We start from the raw sequence: 18,707 nt of genomic DNA, 5'->3' as shown, positions 1-18,707 counted from the left end.
ATGCCTTCCGCGATTCCACTCGCGACATATCGGCTTCAGCTCACGGCCGATTTCGACTTCGACAAGGCCGCTTCTATCGTGCCCTATCTGAAGGCGCTCGGCATCACGCATCTCTATGCCTCGCCGGTGATGAAGGCCCGCAAGGGCTCCACGCATGGCTACGACACCGTCGATCACAGCCAATTCAATCCAGAGCTCGGTGGCGAGGCGGGTTTTGCGCGGCTGAGCGAGGCGCTGACCAAGCACGACCTCGGACTGATCATCGATTTCGTGCCCAACCATGTCGGCGTGCACTTCGCCGACAATCCCTGGTGGCTCGATGTGCTGGAATGGGGCCAGGCCTCGCCGCATGCCGTCTCCTTCGACATCGACTGGGACCAGCTGGCCTATCGGGCCCGCGGGGGCGTACTGCTGCCGATCCTCGGCGTCTCCTATGGCGAGGCGCTCGAGCGCGGCGACATCGAGCTGCGCTACGACGCAGGCGAAGGCAGCTTTTCCGCCTGGTATTTCGAGCATCGCCTGCCCATCGCGCCGGAGCGTTATGGCGAGATCCTGCGGATGATCGTGAAGGAGGCCGACGCCGCAGATACGGTCGCCGGCAAGCGCCTGCTCTCGCTCGCCACGCGCTACACCGGCCTGCGGCGGCCGAACCGCAAGGAAGCTCCGAGCTTCAAGGCCGAGCTGATGGAGATCACGGGCAGCGCCGACATCATCATCCACGGCCTTGCCGCCTATCGCGCAGCCAAGGATCGCCCGGCGCAGACGCTGGCGCTGCATCATCTCTTGGAGCGGCAGAACTACAAGCTCGGCCATTGGCGGCTGGCCTCCAGCGACATCAACTATCGCCGTTTCTTCGACGTCAATGGGCTTGCGGGCCTGCGCGTCGAGGACGCGAGCACCTTTGCCGCCACGCACCGGCTGGTGAAACAGCTCGTTGCCGACGGCAGGCTGCAAGGCATCCGCCTCGATCACATCGACGGCCTGCGCGATCCCGCGCAATATTGCCAGCGGCTGCGCCGGCTGGTGCGCGACGCGCAAGGCAACACAAAGCCGTTCTACACGGTGATCGAGAAGATCCTGTGCGAGCACGAGCGGCTGCCGCACTTCGCCGGCGTTCAGGGCACCACCGGCTATGAATGGATGAACGTCATCACCCAGGTCCTAGTCGACGCCAAGGGACTTGAGGCGCTGGACGAGACCTGGCGGCAGATCAGCAACCGGCCGCCACGGCTCGCGCCTTACGTCAAGGACGCCAAACGCCGCGTGCTGGAAACGCTCCTGACCAGCGAATTTACTGTGTTGACGCGGCTGCTGGCGCGAATTGCCAATGGCCACTACTCGACCCGCGACTTCTCCGCAGACAGCCTGCGGCAGGCGCTGGAATTGTACGTGCTGCACTTCCCGGTCTACCGCACCTATCTGACGCATAGCGGCCCGACCGCCGATGACCGCAAGCTGATCGACGACACCATCGCGCGCGCCCGCGCCGAATGGTTCGCGGCCGACGAGGGCATTTTCGACTTCCTGCGCGATGCTCTCACCATGGACCTGCTCAGGCCCGGCCGTCCACCGCACAGCGCGCCGCGCGTGCGCCGTTTTGCGCTGAAGGTGCAACAATTCACCGGGCCTGTCATGGCGAAGTCGCTGGAGGACACCGCGTTCTATCAATTCCACAGTCTGCTCGCCTTGAACGAGGTCGGCGGCGATCCCGCGAGCAAGGGCCTTTCCATTGCCGCCTTCCACGAGGCGATGCGGGCCCGGGCCAAGGAATGGCCACTGGGAATGACGGCGACGGCCACCCATGACACCAAGCGCGGCGAGGACGCCCGGGTGCGGATCGCGGCGCTAAGCGAACTGCCGGGCGAATGGACCAGCGCAGTCGCGCGCTGGAAGGTGCTGAACGCGCCGCACCTATCGCTGCACGGCCATCTGCGCGCGCCATCGGCGACGTTCGAGTACATGCTCTACCAGACCCTGCTCGGCGCATTGCCGCTTGCGGGGCCGGATGCCGGCTTCGTCGAGCGCATTCAGGCCTATGCGCTCAAGGCGGCGCGCGAGGGCAAGGAAGAGACCAGCTGGCTCAATCCGCATCAAGCGTATGAGAACGGCGTCACGAGCTTCATCGCCAAGATCCTCGATCCCGCGCTGTCAGGCGAATTCTTGCAGGCGCTCCAGACCCTGGCCCGCCGCGTCGCGCTGCTCGGTGCGCTGAACTCGCTGAGTCAGCTCACGCTCAAGGCGACGCTGCCGGGCGTATCCGATTTTTACCAGGGCACCGAATACTGGGACCTGTCGCTGGTCGATCCCGACAACCGCCGCGCCGTGGATTTTGCTGCACGGAAGGCCGCGCTGGCGTCCCTGGATACACCGCATTGGAGTGAACTGATCAAGAGCTGGCCGGATGGTCAGCTCAAGCTGGCCTGGACGCGACATCTCCTCAAGTTGCGCAACCGCCTCGCCGACGTCTTTGCACAGGGCGACTACCAGCCGCTCGAGGTCCGTGGTGCCCACGCCGACCATGTCATCGCCTTCGCGCGCCGACATGGCCGCGCCGCGGCAATCGTGGTGGTCGGATGCCGGTTCGCCCCCTTCACACAGGCGGGGCGGGAATGGCCTGCGCTCGAGGGTTTTGATGCAACCGTCGACATCACCGGCTACAGCGCGCCGGACCTCGTGAATGGCGAATTGCCGGTGGCGCAGGCCTTTCGTGACTTTCCGGCTGCCGTCCTCGAGGCGCGCACGGCGAGCACCATGAGGCCGCGGCAGCGCGTGAGTACCTGAAACCTACTTGCCCCCATCCTTGGTCAGCAGCAATTGTCCGCGCTTGCGAATGGTCGCCTGCGCCATCTCGGCAAAGCGCTGCAACAACCACGGCAGCACCACCTCGACCTTGACGTGGTCGTCGGCGACGTCGACCTGCCCGCTCGCGATCTGTCCGAGCGCGCGGATGCGGAAGTTCATGGTATCGCCGCTCCAGCGCTCTTCCTCGACCTGCATCACAGGGATACTGACCGCCGCACGGCCAAGCCCGGTCTTGAGCCGGCGGACCGCCTCCTCGCGGCCGAGCCGATGCGAAATGGAAACAACTAGCGGTGCTGACATGATCTCTGCCCCGTCGTGACTGATCCTCACATAATCATGCCGGCGGGACGCGCCAAGGTTCCATGCAAGTTGCGAGATGGCGCCCGGTTCAAATCCGGAACTTTAGAACATAAGGCAAGTTGCCCCCGCACAACGGGGCACGTGCAGACAACCCTTTCTACGAAGGGCTGGAGGAGATTCGCATGTCTATCGGTACGATCATTCTGATCATTTTGGTCATCGCGCTGCTTGGCGGCTTCAGTGGTATCGGCGGCGGCCCGTTCTACGGCACCGGCTATTACGGCGGCGGCGGCCTAGGGCTCGTCATCGTCATTCTGCTGATATTGCTGCTGATGGGACGGATCTAGCACGAGATCTTGTAGGGTGGGCAAAGGCGCTCTTGCGCCGTGCCCACCTTATCTTCGCTGCAACAAAGAGATGGTGGGCACGCTTCGCTTTGCCCACCCTACGAGAGTTGAGCCCGCCGCACCGACCTACCTCACCTTCCCGGCCAGCTTCTTGATCGCCGACTTGATCGACGCGGCCGCGTCATCATAGCCATCCCACGCCTTCGATCGCGCCAGCAGCCCCGGCACCGTCCGCACCGTGTATTTCTTCGGATCGAGGTCGCTCTTCACCTGCGCCCAGGTCAGCGGCATCGATACCGTGGCGCCGGCGCGTGCGCGCGGCGACAGCGGCGCGACGGCGGTCGACATACGATCGTTGCGCAGATAGTCGAGGAATATCTTTCCGTTGCGCAGCTTCTTGGACATGTTGAGCAGATAACGTTCGGGATCCTCGTTGGCCATCCACTGGCAGACGCCTTGCGCGAACGCCTTGGCTTCCTTCCAGCTCACCTTGTCGCGCGCGCCGTAGAGCAGCGGCACCACCACGTGGATGCCCTTGCCGCCGGTGGTCTTGCAAAAGCTCTCCATGTCGATGTCGGTCAGCCGCTGCCGCACCTCCTTCGCCGCTTCGACGACCTCGGTAAATTTGACATCAGGCGCGGGGTCGAGATCGAACACCAGCCGTCCCGGCGTGTCATAGGCGTCAGGCGCGCAATTCCAGGGATGCAGCTCAACGCCGCCGATCTGCGCGACCGCGGCGAGGCCTTCGACGCGGTCGATCTGCAAATAGGGCTTGCGATCGCCGGAAACCCTGGCCAGCTCCAGCAGGTTCGAGGTGCCCTGCATGGCGTGCCGCTGGAAGAACTTCTCACCGCCGATGCCGTCAGGTGCGCGCAAGATCGAACAGGGGCGGCCCTTGAGATGTTCGATCATCCAGGGGCCGACGACCTCGAGATAGCGTGCGAGATCGAGCTTCGTCACGCCCTCGCCGTCACCGCCGTCGGGCCACAGCTCCTTGTCCGGCTTGGAGATGACGACACCCATCACTTCGGCGGTGCCGGCATTGTTCGGCTTGGCCGCTTTCGGTGCGGCGCGCTTCCTCGCCGAAGGCTTTGCCAGTTCCGTATCCACGGGCGTTTCCGCCTCGACTTCCTCGGCCGGCTTGTCCTGCCGCAGGCCCTTGAAGGCGGCTTGGCGGATATTGCCGTCAGCCGTAAAGCCGGCGAACTCGATCTCGGCGACGAGCTCGGGCTTCAGCCAGTGCACCTCGCGCGCCTTCTTCGGCGCATTCTTGCCGCCGAACGGGCTTTCCTTGGCCTCCATGGCCTTCAGCGACGGCATGATGCGCTTGATCTTATCGGCCCCAAATCCTGTCCCGACCATCCCGACGAAGGCGAGGTGATCGCCGCGATGCACGCCCGCCATCAGCGATCGGAACTTTCCATTGGTGGTCTTGTAGCCCCCGATCACGACCTCATGTCCCGCCCGGCATTTCGCCTTGGTCCAGCTCTCGGTACGTCCCGACCGATACGGCGCGTCGAGCTTCTTCGACACCACGCCCTCGAGCTCCAGCTTGCAGGCCGATTGCAGCACTGCATCGCCGCCGCTCTCGAAATGCTCGACATAGCGGATCTGGCTCGTCTTCTTCCGGCGCGCCGCCAGCAATTTCTTCAGGCGCTCCTTGCGCTCGCCAAGCGGCAGACGGCGAAAGTCCAGGCCGTCGGCGAACAGCAGGTCGAAGGCAAAAAAGATCAGATCTTCATCCTTGCCGTCCGACAACGCGGCCTGCAGCGAGGAAAAGTTCGGCGCACCGTTGCGGTCGAGAGCGACGATCTCGCCGTCGACCATGACGTCCGGTAATTCGCTCGCTTCCTTTGCGATCGACGCGAACTTGTCGGTCCAGTCGAGGCCCTTGCGTGTCTTCAACGTCGCTTCGCCGTCCTCGACGCGGAGCTGGACGCGATAACCGTCGAACTTGATCTCGTGGCACCAGCCATCGGCGGCGGGCGGCCGTTCCACCGGCGTGCAGAGCTGCGGCGCGACGAAGTCCGGCATCTCCGAGACCTTTTTGGCCGTCGTCGCGGTCGTAGCCTTCTTCGCGGCCTTGCCGCGCTTCAACGCCGCGCGCGGTGCCGGCTTGACGGTGCGTCCTTTGGTCTCCTCGGCGCGATTGGATTGCCAGACAGCATCGGCCTTGCCCGTGCCCTTCGCCAGCATGAACGGCTTTGGCGCCCGCCCCTTGCCGCCGGCGATCTGATCCATCGCGCGGCCGGAAGCGACGGACTTGTCCTCCGCCAATATATCTTCGTCCTCGCTGGCATACTCGTCACGATGCTTGATCAGTAGCCAGTTGGTGCGCTTTTCGCCGCCGCGGTTGCGCATCCGCACCAGCACCCAGCTGCCATGCAGCTTGTCACCATGCAGGGTGAACTTGAGGTCGCCCTTTTTGAAGCCGGCTTCGGGATCGTCGGATTCCCAGGTGCCGCGGTCCCACAGCATCACCGTGCCGCCGCCATACTGTCCCTCGGGGATCGTTCCTTCGAAATCGCCATAATCGAGCGGATGGTCCTCGACCTCGACCGCCAGCCGCTTGTCGTGCGGATCAAGCGAGGGTCCCTTCGTCACCGCCCAGGATTTGAAGACGCCGTCGAATTCGAGGCGGAAGTCGTAATGCAGCCGTGTCGCATCGTGTTTCTGGATCACGAAGCGCCGCTGCTTTGATGGCGCCACCGCGGTCTTGCCCGACGGTTCGGGCGTTTTCTCGAAATCACGTTTCTTTCGGTAGGTGGAGAGTTTTTGCAGCACGACGGGTCCCACATCCTCTGATCGCGTTGAAGCCTATCACGGCAAAAGTCCCACCCGGAACCAAAACCCAATGGCGCGGTTGGGGTTCCAAAACGCCTTGAAATCACTGGAGAATGAAATGGCTCCGCGCGCCTATTGGAAGGGAACGTTGAAACTGTCGCTGGTCAGCTGTCCGGTCGTGCTCTACCCCGCGACCACGGCGGCCGAGAAGACCCGGTTTCATCTGATCAACCGGGAGACCGGCAACCGCCTCAAGCAGCAGATGGTGGATTCGGAGACCGGCGATGTCGTCGAGAGCGACCAGAAGGGCCGCGGCTACGAGCTCTCCAAGGGCAAATATGTCGATGTCGAGCCGGAAGAGCTCGAGGCCGTCCAGATCGAGAGCAACCACACCATCGATATCGAAAGCTTCGTGCCGAGCGAGGAGATCGATCAGCGCTATCTCAACCATCCCTATTACATCGCGCCCGAAGGCAAGGCGGCGATCGACGCCTTTGCCGTGATCCGCGACGCCATGAAGGACCAGGACCGCGTCGCGCTCGCAAAAATCGTGCTGACCAATCGCGAGCACATCATCGCGATCGAGCCGCTCGGCAAGGGCCTGCTCGGCACCACGCTGCGCTTTCCCTACGAGCTGCGCGAAGAGGACCAGTTCTTCGACGACATCAAGAGCCCGAAGATCACCAAGGACATGGTCGAGCTGGCCGGTCACATCCTGCACACCAAGGCGGCGCATTTTGATCCGAGCAAGTTCAAAGACGAATACGAGAACGCCCTGAAGGCGCTGGTGAAACGGAAGGCGAGCGGCAAGAAGATCGAGCTGCCCGAGCCGGAGGAACGCCCGAGCAACGTCGTCAGCCTGATGGATGCGCTGAAGCAGAGCTTGAAGGGACGTGGCGGCGGGAAGAAGACCGCGACGAAATCGCATGCAAGGCGGGCCACGGGGCGGCGGCAGGCTACCAAGAAGACGCACCGGTCCACCGCGCGGCATCGGAAGGCGGGTTGATTTGCTCCGTCATTGCGAGCGCCGCGAAGCAATGACGATGTGGAAGCAGAATCGCGTCCCAACAGAGCGTCAATCTCCCGCCTTCAGCCGATACCCGATCCCCGTCTCGGTCAGCACATAGTGCGGCCGCTCCGGATCGGCTTCGATCTTCTGACGGAGCTGGCGGACATAGACGCGCAAGTACTGCGCGTCGGTCAGTTCGTCCCAGAGCTCCTTGAGCAGGAATCTGTGGGTCAGCACCTTGCCGGCATGCTGCACCAGCACGCGCAACAGGTCGTATTCCTTGGGCGACAGCTTGACCTCGCGCTCGCCGAGCTTGACGATGCGGCGCACCAGATCGACTGAGAGATCGCCGGTGCGGAACACTGGACGCTCGCCTTGCACCTGCAGCTGATGCCGCAGCGCCGCGCGCAGGCGCGCCAGAAGCTCATCCATGCCGAACGGCTTGGTCAGATAATCATCTGCGCCGAGATCGAGCGCCTGCACCTTGCCGGCCTCGTCGCCGCGGCTCGACAGCACCACGATCGGCACGCTCTCATTACGGGCGCGGATGGTGCGCAGCAGCTCGTGGCCCTGGATGTCGGGCAGGCCGAGATCGAGGATGATCAGTGCCGGCCCTTCAGTGAGCTTCTCCAGCGCGACCTTGCCGTTCGAGGCCTCCAGAATCTCGTAGCCTTGCGTCGACAAGCCCATCCGCAGCAATTTGCGGATTGGCGGCTCGTCGTCGATCACCAAAACCTTGATCGGGGCGGCACTCATGCGGCGGTATCCAATGCGTGGGTCTGCGCGGGGACGGGCAGACGGATGGTGAGGATCGCGCCGCTCCGGTCGCTGCGGTTGGCGGCCGAGATCGTGCCGCGCATCGCCTCGATGAAGCCACGGGAGATGGCAAGCCCGAGCCCGGTGCCGGGACGAACATGATCGCCCTTCTGCACGCGATAGAACTTGTCGAAAACGCTTTCGAGCTCGTCGGGCGGAATGCCTGCGCCTTCGTCGACGACTTCCAGTGCCACCTGATCACGCTCACGCCGGCTCCTGATCGCGATCGTGGTCTCGGGCGGAGAATATTTTGCGGCGTTGTCGAGCAGGTTGAACAGCACCTGCTCGAACAGCACGGCATCGAGCTCGAGCATCGGCAAGTCCGCGGCCAGGACCAACTCGACCTTGTGCGCGGTGAGGATCTTCGAGGCCCGCCGCAGCGCGCTGCCGACGATCTCACTGAGATCGTGCAGCGCGGTGTTGGGAACGATGGCGCCGGATTCCAGCTTGGTCATGTCGAGCAGATTGGCGATGAAGCGATTGAGCCGCTCGGACTCGTCGATCACGGTCGCGAGCAGATCGCGCTTCTCGGTGTCGGACAGCGCGCCGGCGAGATCGCGCATGGTCGAGGCCGCGCCCAACACGGAGGCGAGCGGCGTCTTGAGATCATGCGAGATCGAGGTGAGCAGCGCCGCGCGCAGCCGCTCGGATTCCACCGTGCGCTTGACCCGGTCCATGTCCTCGACCAGCAGCACGCGCTCGATCGCGAGCGCGCCCTGATCCACAAGCGCGTCCAGCAGCCGGCGCTGGTCCGGTGTCAGCAGCGGGCCGGTGCGGTCGTTGTCGATACCGATCACGCCGATCGGCCCGCGCCCGGTCCGCATCGGCAGAAACAGCCGCTTGGCGCCCGGCAGCGTATCGGCACCTCGGCCAGCGGAGCGGTCATTGCTCCAGGCCCAGTTGGCCGCCGCCAGATCGGCCTGGTCGAGCTGGTCCTCCGGCGGATAGCCTGACTTCACCGTCAAAAGTCCGTCCTCCGGTAACAGCAGCACGACGCGGACCTTCAGCATCAGCGCGATCTGATAGGCCGAGGCCCACAGCACGTCGTCGAGCGTGGCGGTGCCGGCAAGCTTGCGACTGAACGCATAGAGCTGCTCGGTGGTACGGATGCGTCCGATCGCGGTGTCGGCCTGCGTGCGCACGCGGGCAGCCACATTGGAGACCAGGATCGCGATCAGCATGAAGAAGAAGAACGCCGCGACGTTGGTCGGATCCGTGATGGTGAAGGTGTAGACCGGCGGCAGGAAGAAGAAATTGTAGGCGAGCGAGGCGGCTAAGCTCGCAAGCAACGACGGCCACAAGCCGTAGCGCACCGCGACCGCAACCACTGCAGTGAGCAGCACAAGGTCCACGTTCTCGATGCCGAACCGCGGCTGCAGCAGCTCGGCGGCACCGAGACCGATCAGCACGATGCCGAGCGATTTCAGATAGGGCAGCGGATTGAACGGCTCGGACCTCGCCGCGGTCTGCACGGCCGTCTTCGGCACCGCCTCGCTCGGCAACTCGTCGCCCGGTATCACATGAACGCTGATATTGCCGGCGCGCCGCACCAGATCATGCACGACGGAGCCGCGCGTCATCTCGAACCAGCGCGATCGCGTCGACTTACCGATCACGATCTGGGTGACGTTGTTGCCTTGGGCGAAATTGATGACGTCGTCGGCAATGCGGCGGCCGACGGCCGGAATGGTCAGCGCCTCGCCGCCGAGCGACTCCGCAAGCCGCAGCGTGTCGGCAAGCCCGTCGCGCTCCTCGTCCGAGAGCTGCAGCGCGCGCCGCGTCTCGATCGAGATCGCGGTGAACGGCGCGTGCAGCCGATCGGCCAGCCGCTTGGTGTAGCGCACGAGCCCCGCCGCGCGCGGATCTTCGCTGACGCAGACCAGGATGCGCTCGCCCGCCGCCCAGGGGCCGGCGATGGCATTGGCCTGCATGTGGGTGAGCAGTTGCTCGTCGACCCGTTCGGCCGTGCGGCGCAGCGCGAGCTCGCGCAGCGCGGTCAGATTGCCCGGCGAGAAATAATGCTCCAGCGCCCGCTCGGCGTGCTTGGGGACGTAGACCTTGCCTTCCCGCAGACGCTGGATCAAATCGTCCGGCGTGAGGTCGATCAGCTCGATCGCGTCGGCGCGGTCGAAGATCGAATCAGGCACGGTTTCGCGCACCCGCACATGGGTAATCTGGGCGACGACGTCGTTCAGGCTCTCGATGTGCTGGATGTTGACGGCGGTGTAGACGTCGATGCCGTGGGAGAGCAGCTCCTCGACGTCGAGATAGCGTTTGGGATGGCGGCTGCCGGCGGCGTTGGTGTGGGCGAGCTCGTCCACCAGCGCGATTTGCGGCCGCCGCGCGATCACGGCATCGAGGTCCATCTCCTCGACGATCTGGCCGCGGTAGTCGAGCCGCTTGCGCGGGACGACCTCGAGCCCCCGCACCAGCGCTTCGGTCTCGGCGCGGCCATGAGTCTCGACGAAGCCGACCACGACGTCGATGCCGGCCTTGCGCCTGGCATGGGCGCTCTGCAGCATCTCATAGGTCTTGCCGACGCCCGGGGCGGCGCCGACGAAGATCTTCAGCTTGCCGCTCGCACTCTCTTCCCGGCGCGCGGCTTCCAGCAGCGCCTCGGGCGATGGACGTTGTTCGGGATCGCGGCGCTGCTGAACCATCAGGCCAATATAATCATCCTGATATTGCGGGCCTAGACGCTACTTCGCGGACGCACGATCCAGCGCGAGATTCAGCGCCAGAACGTTAACCCTGGGTTCGCCGAGCAGGCCGAGCCAGCGGCCCTCGGTGTTGGCGGCGACGAGTTGCTTTAGCGAAGCTTCCGGCATAATGCGCGCCTTGGCGACGCGCGGCACCTGAAATTCCGCGGCCTCAGGCGAAATATCGGGGTCGAGGCCGCTCGCCGAGGTCGTGACCAGGTCGACCGGAATGGCGGCGCTCGGGTTCTCAGCCTTCAGCTTGTCCACATCCTCCTTCAGCCGGTCGGCCAGCGCCTTGCTGGTCGGGCCGAGATTGGAGCCGCCCGAATTGGCCGCGTTGTAGGGCGCCGCAACCGTCTTGCTCGAATCATTGGGGTCCGGCGCCAGCGTCGCCGAGGGGCGGCCGTGGAAATATTTGTCGCCCCTAAATTCCTGGCCGATCAGGGCGGAGCCAACCACCTTGCCGTCGTGCTCGATCAGACTGCCTTGCGCCTTGGCGGGAAAGATCGCGCCGGCAAGACCGGTCATGGCGAGCGGGTAGGCCAGGCCCGTGATGGCGGTGAGCACCAGCAACAGGACGATGGCGGGGCGGATTTCTCTCAGCATGTGTTTTCTCCGATTTTCCGTCATTGCGAGGAGCGAAGCGACGAAGCAATCCAGGCCGTCAATTGTAGAAACATTTCTGGATTGCTTCGCTTCGCTCGCAATGACGGACTTAAGCCAGGTGCAGGGCGACAACGACGAGGTCGATCGCCTTGATGCCGATGAAGGGAATGACGATGCCGCCGAGGCCGTAGATCAAGAGGTTGCGCCGAAGCAGCGCACCAGCACCGACGGCGCGATAGGCGACGCCCTTCAGCGCCAGCGGGATCAAGCCGATGATGATGAGCGCGTTGAAGATGATCGCCGACAGGATGGCACTTTGCGGGCTCGACAGGTTCATGACGTTCAGCACGTTGAGCTGCGGGTAGAATGCCAGGAACATCGCCGGGATGATCGCGAAATACTTGGCGACGTCGTTGGCGATCGAGAACGTCGTCAGCGCACCCCGCGTCATCAACAGCTGCTTGCCGATCTCGACCACCTCAATCAATTTGGTCGGGTTGGAATCGAGGTCGACCATGTTGCCGGCCTCGCGGGCCGCTTGCGTACCGGTGTTCATGGCGACACCGACGTCGGCCTGGGCGAGCGCCGGCGCGTCGTTGGTGCCGTCGCCGCACATGGCGACCAGCTTGCCCTTGGCCTGCTCGTCGCGGATCAGCTTGAGCTTGTCCTCGGGCGTTGCCTGAGCCAGGAAGTCGTCGACGCCGGCTTCCGCTGCGATCGCGGCAGCGGTCATCGGGTTGTCGCCTGTGATCATGATGGTACGAATGCCCATGCGGCGCAGCTCGGCAAAGCGCTCGCGGATGCCGCCCTTGACGATGTCCTTGAGCTGGATGATGCCGAGCAGCTTGCCGTCCTTGGCAACCGCCAGCGGCGTGCCGCCGGACTTCGACACTTCATCGGCAATGGCCTGGATCTCGCGGCCGATCTCCGAGAGCGCGGCAGGCTGAATGGCGCGCGCGGTATTGCCGGAGGCCACGGCCAGCGGTGCCCCACCGCCCACATAGTTCAACATGGCATCGACCGCGCCCTTGCGCACCGACGAACCGCCGGCATCGACGCCACTCATGCGGGTCTGCGCCGTGAACGGAATGAAGGTCGCGCCCAGCTCGGCCATGTCGCGGCTGCGGATGCCGTACTTTTCCTTGGCGAGCACGACGATGGAGCGGCCCTCCGGCGTCTCGTCGGCGAGCGAGGCGAGCTGGGCCGCATCTGCCAGTTCGTGTTCGGTCACCCCGCGCACGGGGCGGAATGCCGTTGCCTGGCGGTTGCCGAGCGTGATGGTGCCGGTCTTGTCGAGCAGCAGCGTGTCGACGTCACCGGCCGCCTCGACCGCGCGGCCGGACATCGCCAGCACGTTGAAGCGCACCAGGCGATCCATGCCGGCAATGCCGATCGCCGAGAGCAGCGCACCGATGGTGGTCGGGATCAGCGTCACGAACAGCGCGACCAGCACGATGATCGAGATCGAGCCGCCGGCATAGGCCGCATAGCTCGGGATGGTGACGGTGGCGAACACGAAGATGATGGTGAGGCCGGCGAGCAGGATGTTGAGCGCGATCTCGTTCGGCGTCTTCGCCCGCTCGGCGCCCTCGACCAGCTTGATCATGCGGTCGATGAAGGTCGAGCCCTGGGCGGCGGTGATGCGGACGCGGATCCAGTCGGACAGCACCTGCGTGCCGCCCGTGACCGCCGAACGGTCACCGCCGGATTCGCGGATTACGGGTGCGGATTCGCCGGTGATGGCGGCCTCGTTGACGGAGGCCACGCCCTCGATCACCTCGCCGTCGGAGGGGATGGTGTCGCCGGCCTCGACCAACACGATGTCGCCGACCTTCAGGCTCGTGCCCGGCACCAGCTTGAAGTCCTGGCCTGCCCCATTCAGGAGCTTGGCCTGGCTTTCGGTGCGGGTCTTGCGCAGCGAATCCGCCTGCGCCTTGCCGCGGCCCTCGGCCACCGCCTCGGCGAAATTGGCGAACAGCACCGTGAACCAGAGCCAGATAATGATCTGGAAGGTGAAGCCGAGACTGGCACCGCCGGTGACGACGTCACGTAGGAAGATCACGGTGGTGAGCGCGGCCACGACCTCGACCACGAACATCACGGGGTTCTTCACCATCAGCCGCGGATCGAGCTTGGCGAAGGAGGCGCGGATCGCGGGCAGCACGATTCTGGGATCGAGCATTGCCGACATCGGCGCGCGCTTTTGCTGTTTCATCGTATCCATGGAGGTCACTCCAGACAATCAGAAGAGGTTCAGTCAGAACAGCTGGCCTGCGTTCATCGCCAGATGTTCGACGATCGGGCCGAGCGCGAGTGCCGGGAAGAAGGTCAGGCCACCCATGATCAGGATCACGCCGACGACGAGGCCGACGAACAGCCCGCCCGTGGTCGGGAACGTGCCCATCGACGGCGGGATCGATTTCTTCTGCGCAAGCGAGCCCGCGATCGCCATGGCCGGAACGATCATGAAGAAGCGGCCGACAAACATCGCGCTAGCCAGCGTCAGGTTGTAGAAGAAGGTGTTGCCGGTGAGGCCCGCGAAGGCCGATCCGTTGTTGCCGGCCCCCGAGGTGTAGGCGTAGAGCACCTCGGTGAAGCCGTGCGGCCCGGCATTCGCCATCGAGGCGACCGCAGGCGGATAGACCACGCCGACCGCTGTCCAGCCCAAGATCATCAGCGGCAGCACCAGGATGGCCAGCATCGCCATCTTGACCTCGCACGCCTCGATCTTCTTGCCGACATATTCCGGCGTGCGGCCGACCATCAGGCCGGCGACGAAGATCGCCAGAATGACGAACAGCAGCATGCCGTACATGCCGGCGCCGACGCCGCCGACGATGATTTCGCCGAGCTCGATGTTGATCAGCGGGATCATGCCGCCGAGCGCGGTAAAGCTGTCATGCATGGCGTTGACCGCGCCGCAGGAGGCGGCCGTCGTGATCACGGCGAACAGCGAGGAGGCGACGATGCCGAAGCGAACTTCCTTGCCCTCCATATTGCCACCGGCAAGTCCAAGCGCCTGCAGCGTCGAGGTGCCATTGGCTTCCGCCCAATAGGTCACGGCGACGCCGGCGACGAACAGCACGCCCATCACGGCGAGGATCGCCCAGCCCTGGCGCTGGCTGCCGACCATGCGGCCGAACACGTTGGTCAGCGCAGCGCCCAGCGCGAAGATCGACAGCATCTGCACGAAGTTCGACAGTGCGGTCGGGTTCTCGAACGGATGCGCCGCGTTGGCATTGAAGAAGCCGCCGCCGTTGGTGCCGAGCATCTTGATCGCCACCTGCGAGGCGACCGGGCCAACCGCGATGGTCTGCTTGGCACCCTCGAGCGTCGTGGCCTCGACATAGTCGCTGAGGGTCTGCGGCATGCCCTGCCAGACCAGGAACAACGTATAGACGATGCAGATCGGCAGCAGCACGTAGAGCGTACATCTGACAACATCGACCCAGAAATTGCCGACCGTGCGCACTGAAGCGCGCGAGAAGCCGCGGATCAGCGCCACGGCAAGCGCGATGCCGGTCGCGGCCGAGAGGAAGTTCTGGTGCGTCAGGCCGACCATCTGCACCAGATAGGAGATCGTGCTCTCGCCACCGTAGTTCTGCCAGTTGGTGTTGGTGATGAAGGAGATCGCCGTATTGAACGAGAGATCTTCGGCGACCGCCGTCTGCCCGGCCGGATTGAAGGGCAGCACGGCCTGCAAGCGCATCACGCCGTAGATGATCAGGAAGCCACCGACATGGAACAGCAGCATGGCGACCGTGTAGGTCAGCCAATGCTGCTCGCGCTTCTCGTCGACGCCTGAGATCCAGTAGATGCCGGCCTCGATCGGGCGCAGCACCGGCGAGAGAAATGTCTTCTCCCCATTGAACACGCGCGTCAAGTACCAGCCGAGCGGCTTTGTCAGCGCAACGATGATGACGCAGAATAGAATGATCTGGAGCCAACCGATCATGGTCATGGAATCAACCCTTCAGACTTGGTGCCCGGCGCAACAGCGCCAGCAGCAATTCGACAAGCGGCAAGCGCGGCTCAGAACCGCTCCGGCCGCAGCAGCGCATAGGTGAGGTAGACCAGGAGACCGAACGAGACGGCGCCGGCGATCGCATAATCGAAGATCATGGTTCGCTCCGTTACAGCCGTTCGCAGACGTAGGTGTAGCCGATCGCCAGGGCAAAGAAGCCAAAGCCCAGCGCCAGCATCAGAATGTCCATCATGGAGATGCTCCTCGTTGCGTCCCTCTATCGGGAGCAACACGTTCTCGGGGACCCGGCCAGAGCTCGCAGAAGGAAGCGCAACGCATTTCCGCAGGCCAGCCGGGACTTTTGACCGCGCTGAGATGCCATTCCCGGGCATAGGTTTTCGAGACGAGGGCTCTGACGAAGTTATAGGAATTTCATAAAGGGCGGAGGCATGCGGTTGGGCACGGCTCGCGAGGCAACCTCCGCCGTCGTCCCGGACAAGCGAAGCGCAGATCCGGGACCCATAGCCACAGGGAGGAGTTTGGCGATGACTCGCGGTTACTGATTTGGCTCGACAACATCTCCCTGTGGTTATGGATCCCCGCGTTCGCGGGAATGACAGCTGAGGTTGGTGCACGATCGCACCCTTCCCCGTCTTTATGAGATTCCTATATCTCCCATCCCCTTCCCCTCTCGTTTTCAAATGGCGTTCCCGCCACCCTGAAGAGGCCGGCCGACTGACCGACGCCGGAGGCTGAATGTCCGCCACGCTCCCTCATGACGATCCCTCCTCGCTCGGCGACCGCCTGCGCCATGCGCAAGGCATGACCCGGCCCTTGATGCTCGAGATCATCGACAAGGCCTGCCGCCGCACTGCCGCGCTCGGACAGTCCGAGCGCACCGCGCGCCTCATGCGCCTGATCGATGCGGAGGCCTGGGCCGATGCAGCGCTGGCGCTGATGGAGCTCGAACTGCCGCTGTGGCACGTCCGCCGCATCGCCTACGACGAAGGCGAGTGGCATTGCGCGCTGTCGCGTGAACGCGAGCTTCCGGACTGGCTGGACGCGGCCGTCGAAGGTTGCCATGGCGACCTCGCGATCGCGCTGCTGTCCGCGTTCGTGGAAGTCCAGGCGCGGGCCGTTGAAATGCCGCGGCCGAGCGTTCCCAATGTGCGCCCCGCGGCAGAGCCGCTCTATGAGCCGGCGTCTTGCGAGAATTTCAGCTGAGCGAACGCCGAAACTCTAAAGTTGTAGCTCCCTCACCTCGCCGCTTCCGCTTCGATGAACCGCGCCAGCTCCGCCGCCGTTATCTCGATCGGCCGGCCGCTGCGCTCGACACGGGCCTGGATCAGCGCCCCCTGGAGCGCCGACGTGCAGAGCACGGCGAGCGTTTCCGCGCGCGGCCTGGTGAACCCATCCGCAACCAGCTTGTCGCGAAGCAGCGCGATGCGCGCCGCATAGGCCTTGCGGCCGGCCTCCGCAACGGCACGCTCGCGCGGCGCAAGCTCGAGCAGGACGGTCGTGATCGGACAGCCGTTGCGAAAGCCGGAGCCCTGCATCCATCCTGCCAGCAGCCGCGCATGTGCGCGCAGCAGCTCGGCGGTCGAGCCGTACTCGCCGGCGAGCCTTGCCACCGTTTCGGCCACGCGGCGGCCGGCTTCCTCGACCGCGGCCACCGCAATCGAGGACTTTCCATCGGGAAAGTAATGGTAGAGCGAGCCCTTTGGCGCACCGCTGACGTCGACGATGTCGTTGAGGCCGGTGCGGGCAAATCCCTGGCGGCGGAATAGCGTCACCGCGGCGTTGATGATGGGCTGGCGGTGTTTTGGCACGGCCGGCATGGGGCTTTCCTCCAGGCAACAATTATATTGATTGGTCTACATCAGCTTCCGACAGTCAAGCCTGCAATGACGACAAGGAGCGGCAAATGGCGAACGGAGTGACTTACGAACTGAGGGACGGCGTGGCGCAGGTCGTACTCGACGACGGCAAGCTCAATGTGATGTCCACGACGATGCTAGACAAAATCGCAGCCGCGTTCGACCGCGCCGAGAAGGAAGCCGAGATCGCGGTGCTGCGTTCGGCGCGACCGGGCATCTTCTCCGCCGGCTTCGACCTGAAACTGTTCGCCGCGGGCGATGCCGCCAGGAGTCTCGACATGGTCCGGGCCGGCGCCGAGCTGGCGCTGCGGCTGCTGTCGTTTCCGCATCCGACCATCGGCGTAATGGAAGGGCACGCCTTTCCGATGGGGACATTCTTGCTGCTCGCCTGCGACGTCAGGCTGGGTGCGCGCGGACCGCATCGGATGGGGCTGAACGAGGTCGCAATCGGCATCGCACCGCCCAGCTTCGCCATCGAGCTTGCACGCAGCCGCCTGCATCCGGCCTGGCTCAGCCGTACCGCGGTGCTCGGCGAGATGTACGAGCCGGACGAGGCGCTGACCGCCGGGTTTCTCGATCGCGTGGTTGCGCCGCAGGCGATCGATGGCGAGCTCGAGGCGACCATCGCAGCGCTTCGGGCCATCCACAAGCCGTCGCATGCGACTGCAAAACAGCGGCTGCGCCAGCCGGCGATGGACGCCATGCGCAACGCGATCGACCGCGAATTGACCATGGCTGCCTACGAGGCGAGCAACCGGGCACGAACGGCAGTTGCGATGCCCGGCCAGGCCACCCCGCTCCTTGCGGAAAACGCCCGGCCGATCTGGCGCAGTTTCACGGAACCGTGTTAGATCGGCTCTATGAGCACAAGCAGCGTGAACGTCGTCGCCCATCCCCTGGTCCAGCACAAGCTTTCCCTGATGCGGGAGAAGGACCGCTCGACCAAGAGCTTTCGCGAGATCCTGAACGAGATCGGGATGCTGCTCGGCTATGAAGTGACGCGCGACCTGCCGCTGGAGCTGGTCGAGATCGAGACGCCGATTTCGCCGATGCAGGCGCCAAAGATCGCCGGCAAGAAGCTCACGCTGGCGCCGATCCTGCGCGCCGGCGTCGGCTTCCTGGACGGCATGCTGGCGCTGATGCCCTCTGCCCGCATCGCCCATATCGGGCTCTACCGCGACCCCGAGACCTTGCAGGCCGTGGAATATTACTTCAAGGCGCCGCAGGACCTGTCCGACCGCACCGTGATCCTGATGGACCCGATGCTGGCGACCGGCAACTCGGCCTGCGCCGGCGCGTCGCTGCTCAAGGACCGCGGCGCCCGCGACATCCGCTTCGTCTGTCTGCTGTCGGCCCCCGAGGGCATCGCGCAGTTCCAAAGCGAGCATCCTGACGTGCCGATCTGGACCGCCGCGATCGACGAGCGGCTCAACGACCACGGCTACATCGTGCCAGGCCTCGGCGATGCCGGCGACCGGATGTTCGGCACCAAGTAGACAGGTT

General features: G+C 64.5%; 15 protein-coding genes. 6 read left to right on the top strand and 9 right to left on the bottom strand.

The genetic code is table 11. The features are described from left to right. Positions 1–2,781, top strand: a complete 2,781-nt coding sequence (gene treY, locus XH89_RS07550) for a malto-oligosyltrehalose synthase (RefSeq protein ID WP_194466467.1) — start codon at positions 1–3, stop codon at positions 2,779–2,781. 3 nt (positions 2,782–2,784) lie between these two features. Here the strand turns inward: treY and XH89_RS07545 are convergent, their stop codons facing one another. Further along, entirely contained in the window at positions 2,785–3,102 is a 318-nt protein-coding gene (locus XH89_RS07545) for a polyhydroxyalkanoic acid system family protein (protein ID WP_194466466.1), read from the bottom strand. A gap of 182 nt (positions 3,103–3,284) precedes the next feature. Here XH89_RS07545 and XH89_RS07540 point away from each other — a divergent pair, with 182 nt between their 5' ends. Further along, positions 3,285–3,449, top strand: coding sequence for a DUF3309 family protein (locus tag XH89_RS07540; RefSeq protein WP_018318514.1), 165 nt, complete (start codon positions 3,285–3,287; stop codon positions 3,447–3,449). Between the two features lie 126 nt (positions 3,450–3,575). Here XH89_RS07540 and ligD read toward each other — a convergent pair whose 3' ends face one another. Beyond that, on the bottom strand, positions 3,576–6,233 hold the full coding sequence (gene ligD / locus XH89_RS07535; protein ID WP_194466465.1) for a DNA ligase D: 2,658 nt from the start codon (positions 6,231–6,233) through the stop codon (positions 3,576–3,578). Between the two features lie 118 nt (positions 6,234–6,351). Here ligD and XH89_RS07530 point away from each other — a divergent pair, with 118 nt between their 5' ends. Continuing rightward, positions 6,352–7,239 carry a Ku protein gene (locus tag XH89_RS07530; RefSeq protein WP_194466464.1) on the top strand — a complete coding sequence of 296 codons (888 nt, stop codon included), beginning with the start codon at positions 6,352–6,354 and terminating at the stop codon, positions 7,237–7,239. 69 nt (positions 7,240–7,308) lie between these two features. Here XH89_RS07530 and XH89_RS07525 read toward each other — a convergent pair whose 3' ends face one another. The 6 genes from XH89_RS07525 to XH89_RS07500 form a co-directional block, all read right to left on the bottom strand. Continuing rightward, complete coding sequence (locus XH89_RS07525) at positions 7,309–7,998, bottom strand: response regulator (RefSeq protein ID WP_194466463.1); 690 nt, start codon at positions 7,996–7,998, stop codon at positions 7,309–7,311. Beyond that, entirely contained in the window at positions 7,995–10,718 is a 2,724-nt protein-coding gene (locus tag XH89_RS07520; protein WP_194466462.1) for a sensor histidine kinase KdpD, read from the bottom strand. Before XH89_RS07520 ends, XH89_RS07525 begins: the two co-directional genes overlap by 4 nt. Positions 10,719–10,757: 39 nt before the next feature. Further along, positions 10,758–11,363, bottom strand: coding sequence for a K(+)-transporting ATPase subunit C (locus XH89_RS07515; protein WP_194466461.1), 606 nt, complete (start codon positions 11,361–11,363; stop codon positions 10,758–10,760). A 109-nt stretch (positions 11,364–11,472) separates the two neighbouring features. Beyond that, the gene (gene kdpB, locus XH89_RS07510) at positions 11,473–13,587 is read right to left on the bottom strand and encodes a potassium-transporting ATPase subunit KdpB (RefSeq protein WP_194466460.1); all 2,115 of its coding nucleotides are present in this window, start codon (positions 13,585–13,587) and stop codon (positions 11,473–11,475) included. A gap of 33 nt (positions 13,588–13,620) precedes the next feature. Further along, a complete protein-coding gene (kdpA, locus tag XH89_RS07505) occupies positions 13,621–15,324 on the bottom strand; it encodes a potassium-transporting ATPase subunit KdpA (protein ID WP_194466459.1) in 1,704 nt (567 codons plus the stop codon). 71 nt (positions 15,325–15,395) lie between these two features. Beyond that, complete coding sequence (locus XH89_RS07500; RefSeq protein WP_194466458.1) at positions 15,396–15,485, bottom strand: K(+)-transporting ATPase subunit F; 90 nt, start codon at positions 15,483–15,485, stop codon at positions 15,396–15,398. 598 nt (positions 15,486–16,083) lie between these two features. Here XH89_RS07500 and XH89_RS07495 point away from each other — a divergent pair. Continuing rightward, complete coding sequence (locus XH89_RS07495) at positions 16,084–16,551, top strand: hypothetical protein (RefSeq protein WP_194466457.1); 468 nt, start codon at positions 16,084–16,086, stop codon at positions 16,549–16,551. Positions 16,552–16,583: 32 nt separating this feature from the next. Here the strand turns inward: XH89_RS07495 and XH89_RS07490 are convergent, their stop codons facing one another. Beyond that, the gene (locus XH89_RS07490) at positions 16,584–17,165 is read right to left on the bottom strand and encodes a TetR/AcrR family transcriptional regulator (protein WP_194466456.1); all 582 of its coding nucleotides are present in this window, start codon (positions 17,163–17,165) and stop codon (positions 16,584–16,586) included. 86 nt (positions 17,166–17,251) lie between these two features. On the opposite strand from XH89_RS07490, the gene XH89_RS07485 reads away from it, so the two are divergent. Together XH89_RS07485 and upp are read left to right on the top strand one after the other, a co-directional pair. After that, positions 17,252–18,055: a crotonase/enoyl-CoA hydratase family protein gene (locus tag XH89_RS07485; RefSeq protein ID WP_194466455.1), complete on the top strand. Its 804-nt coding sequence runs from the start codon at positions 17,252–17,254 to the stop codon at positions 18,053–18,055. 9 nt (positions 18,056–18,064) lie between these two features. Further along, the gene (gene upp / locus XH89_RS07480; RefSeq protein WP_194466454.1) at positions 18,065–18,700 is read left to right on the top strand and encodes a uracil phosphoribosyltransferase; all 636 of its coding nucleotides are present in this window, start codon (positions 18,065–18,067) and stop codon (positions 18,698–18,700) included. The last annotated feature ends 7 nt before the right edge of the window (positions 18,701–18,707 follow it).

The organism is Bradyrhizobium sp. CCBAU 53340 (assembly GCF_015291645.1).
Taxonomy (GTDB): Bacteria; Pseudomonadota; Alphaproteobacteria; order Rhizobiales; family Xanthobacteraceae; genus Bradyrhizobium.
The sequence above is the reverse complement of the archived record's forward strand: the minus strand, read 5'-3'. Positions and strand labels throughout refer to the sequence as shown.

Bases quoted from the DNA above. Each gene is read 5' to 3' on its own strand.
- XH89_RS07545 (WP_194466466.1), bottom strand. From the start codon at position 3,102: ATGTCAGCACCGCTAGTTGTTTCCATTTCGCATCGGCTCGGCCGCGAG.
- XH89_RS07530 (WP_194466464.1), top strand. From the start codon at position 6,352: ATGGCTCCGCGCGCCTATTGGAAGGGAACGTTGAAACTGTCGCTGGTC.
- upp (WP_194466454.1), top strand. From the start codon at position 18,065: ATGAGCACAAGCAGCGTGAACGTCGTCGCCCATCCCCTGGTCCAGCAC.
- XH89_RS07495 (WP_194466457.1), top strand. From the start codon at position 16,084: ATGTCCGCCACGCTCCCTCATGACGATCCCTCCTCGCTCGGCGACCGC.
- XH89_RS07540 (WP_018318514.1), top strand. From the start codon at position 3,285: ATGTCTATCGGTACGATCATTCTGATCATTTTGGTCATCGCGCTGCTT.
- XH89_RS07485 (WP_194466455.1), top strand. From the start codon at position 17,252: ATGGCGAACGGAGTGACTTACGAACTGAGGGACGGCGTGGCGCAGGTC.
- kdpB (WP_194466460.1), bottom strand. From the start codon at position 13,587: ATGGATACGATGAAACAGCAAAAGCGCGCGCCGATGTCGGCAATGCTC.
- XH89_RS07490 (WP_194466456.1), bottom strand. From the start codon at position 17,165: ATGCCGGCCGTGCCAAAACACCGCCAGCCCATCATCAACGCCGCGGTG.
- XH89_RS07525 (WP_194466463.1), bottom strand. From the start codon at position 7,998: ATGAGTGCCGCCCCGATCAAGGTTTTGGTGATCGACGACGAGCCGCCA.
- treY (WP_194466467.1), top strand. From the start codon at position 1: ATGCCTTCCGCGATTCCACTCGCGACATATCGGCTTCAGCTCACGGCC.
- XH89_RS07515 (WP_194466461.1), bottom strand. From the start codon at position 11,363: ATGCTGAGAGAAATCCGCCCCGCCATCGTCCTGTTGCTGGTGCTCACC.
- XH89_RS07500 (WP_194466458.1), bottom strand. From the start codon at position 15,485: ATGATCTTCGATTATGCGATCGCCGGCGCCGTCTCGTTCGGTCTCCTG.
- XH89_RS07520 (WP_194466462.1), bottom strand. From the start codon at position 10,718: ATGGTTCAGCAGCGCCGCGATCCCGAACAACGTCCATCGCCCGAGGCG.
- kdpA (WP_194466459.1), bottom strand. From the start codon at position 15,324: ATGACCATGATCGGTTGGCTCCAGATCATTCTATTCTGCGTCATCATC.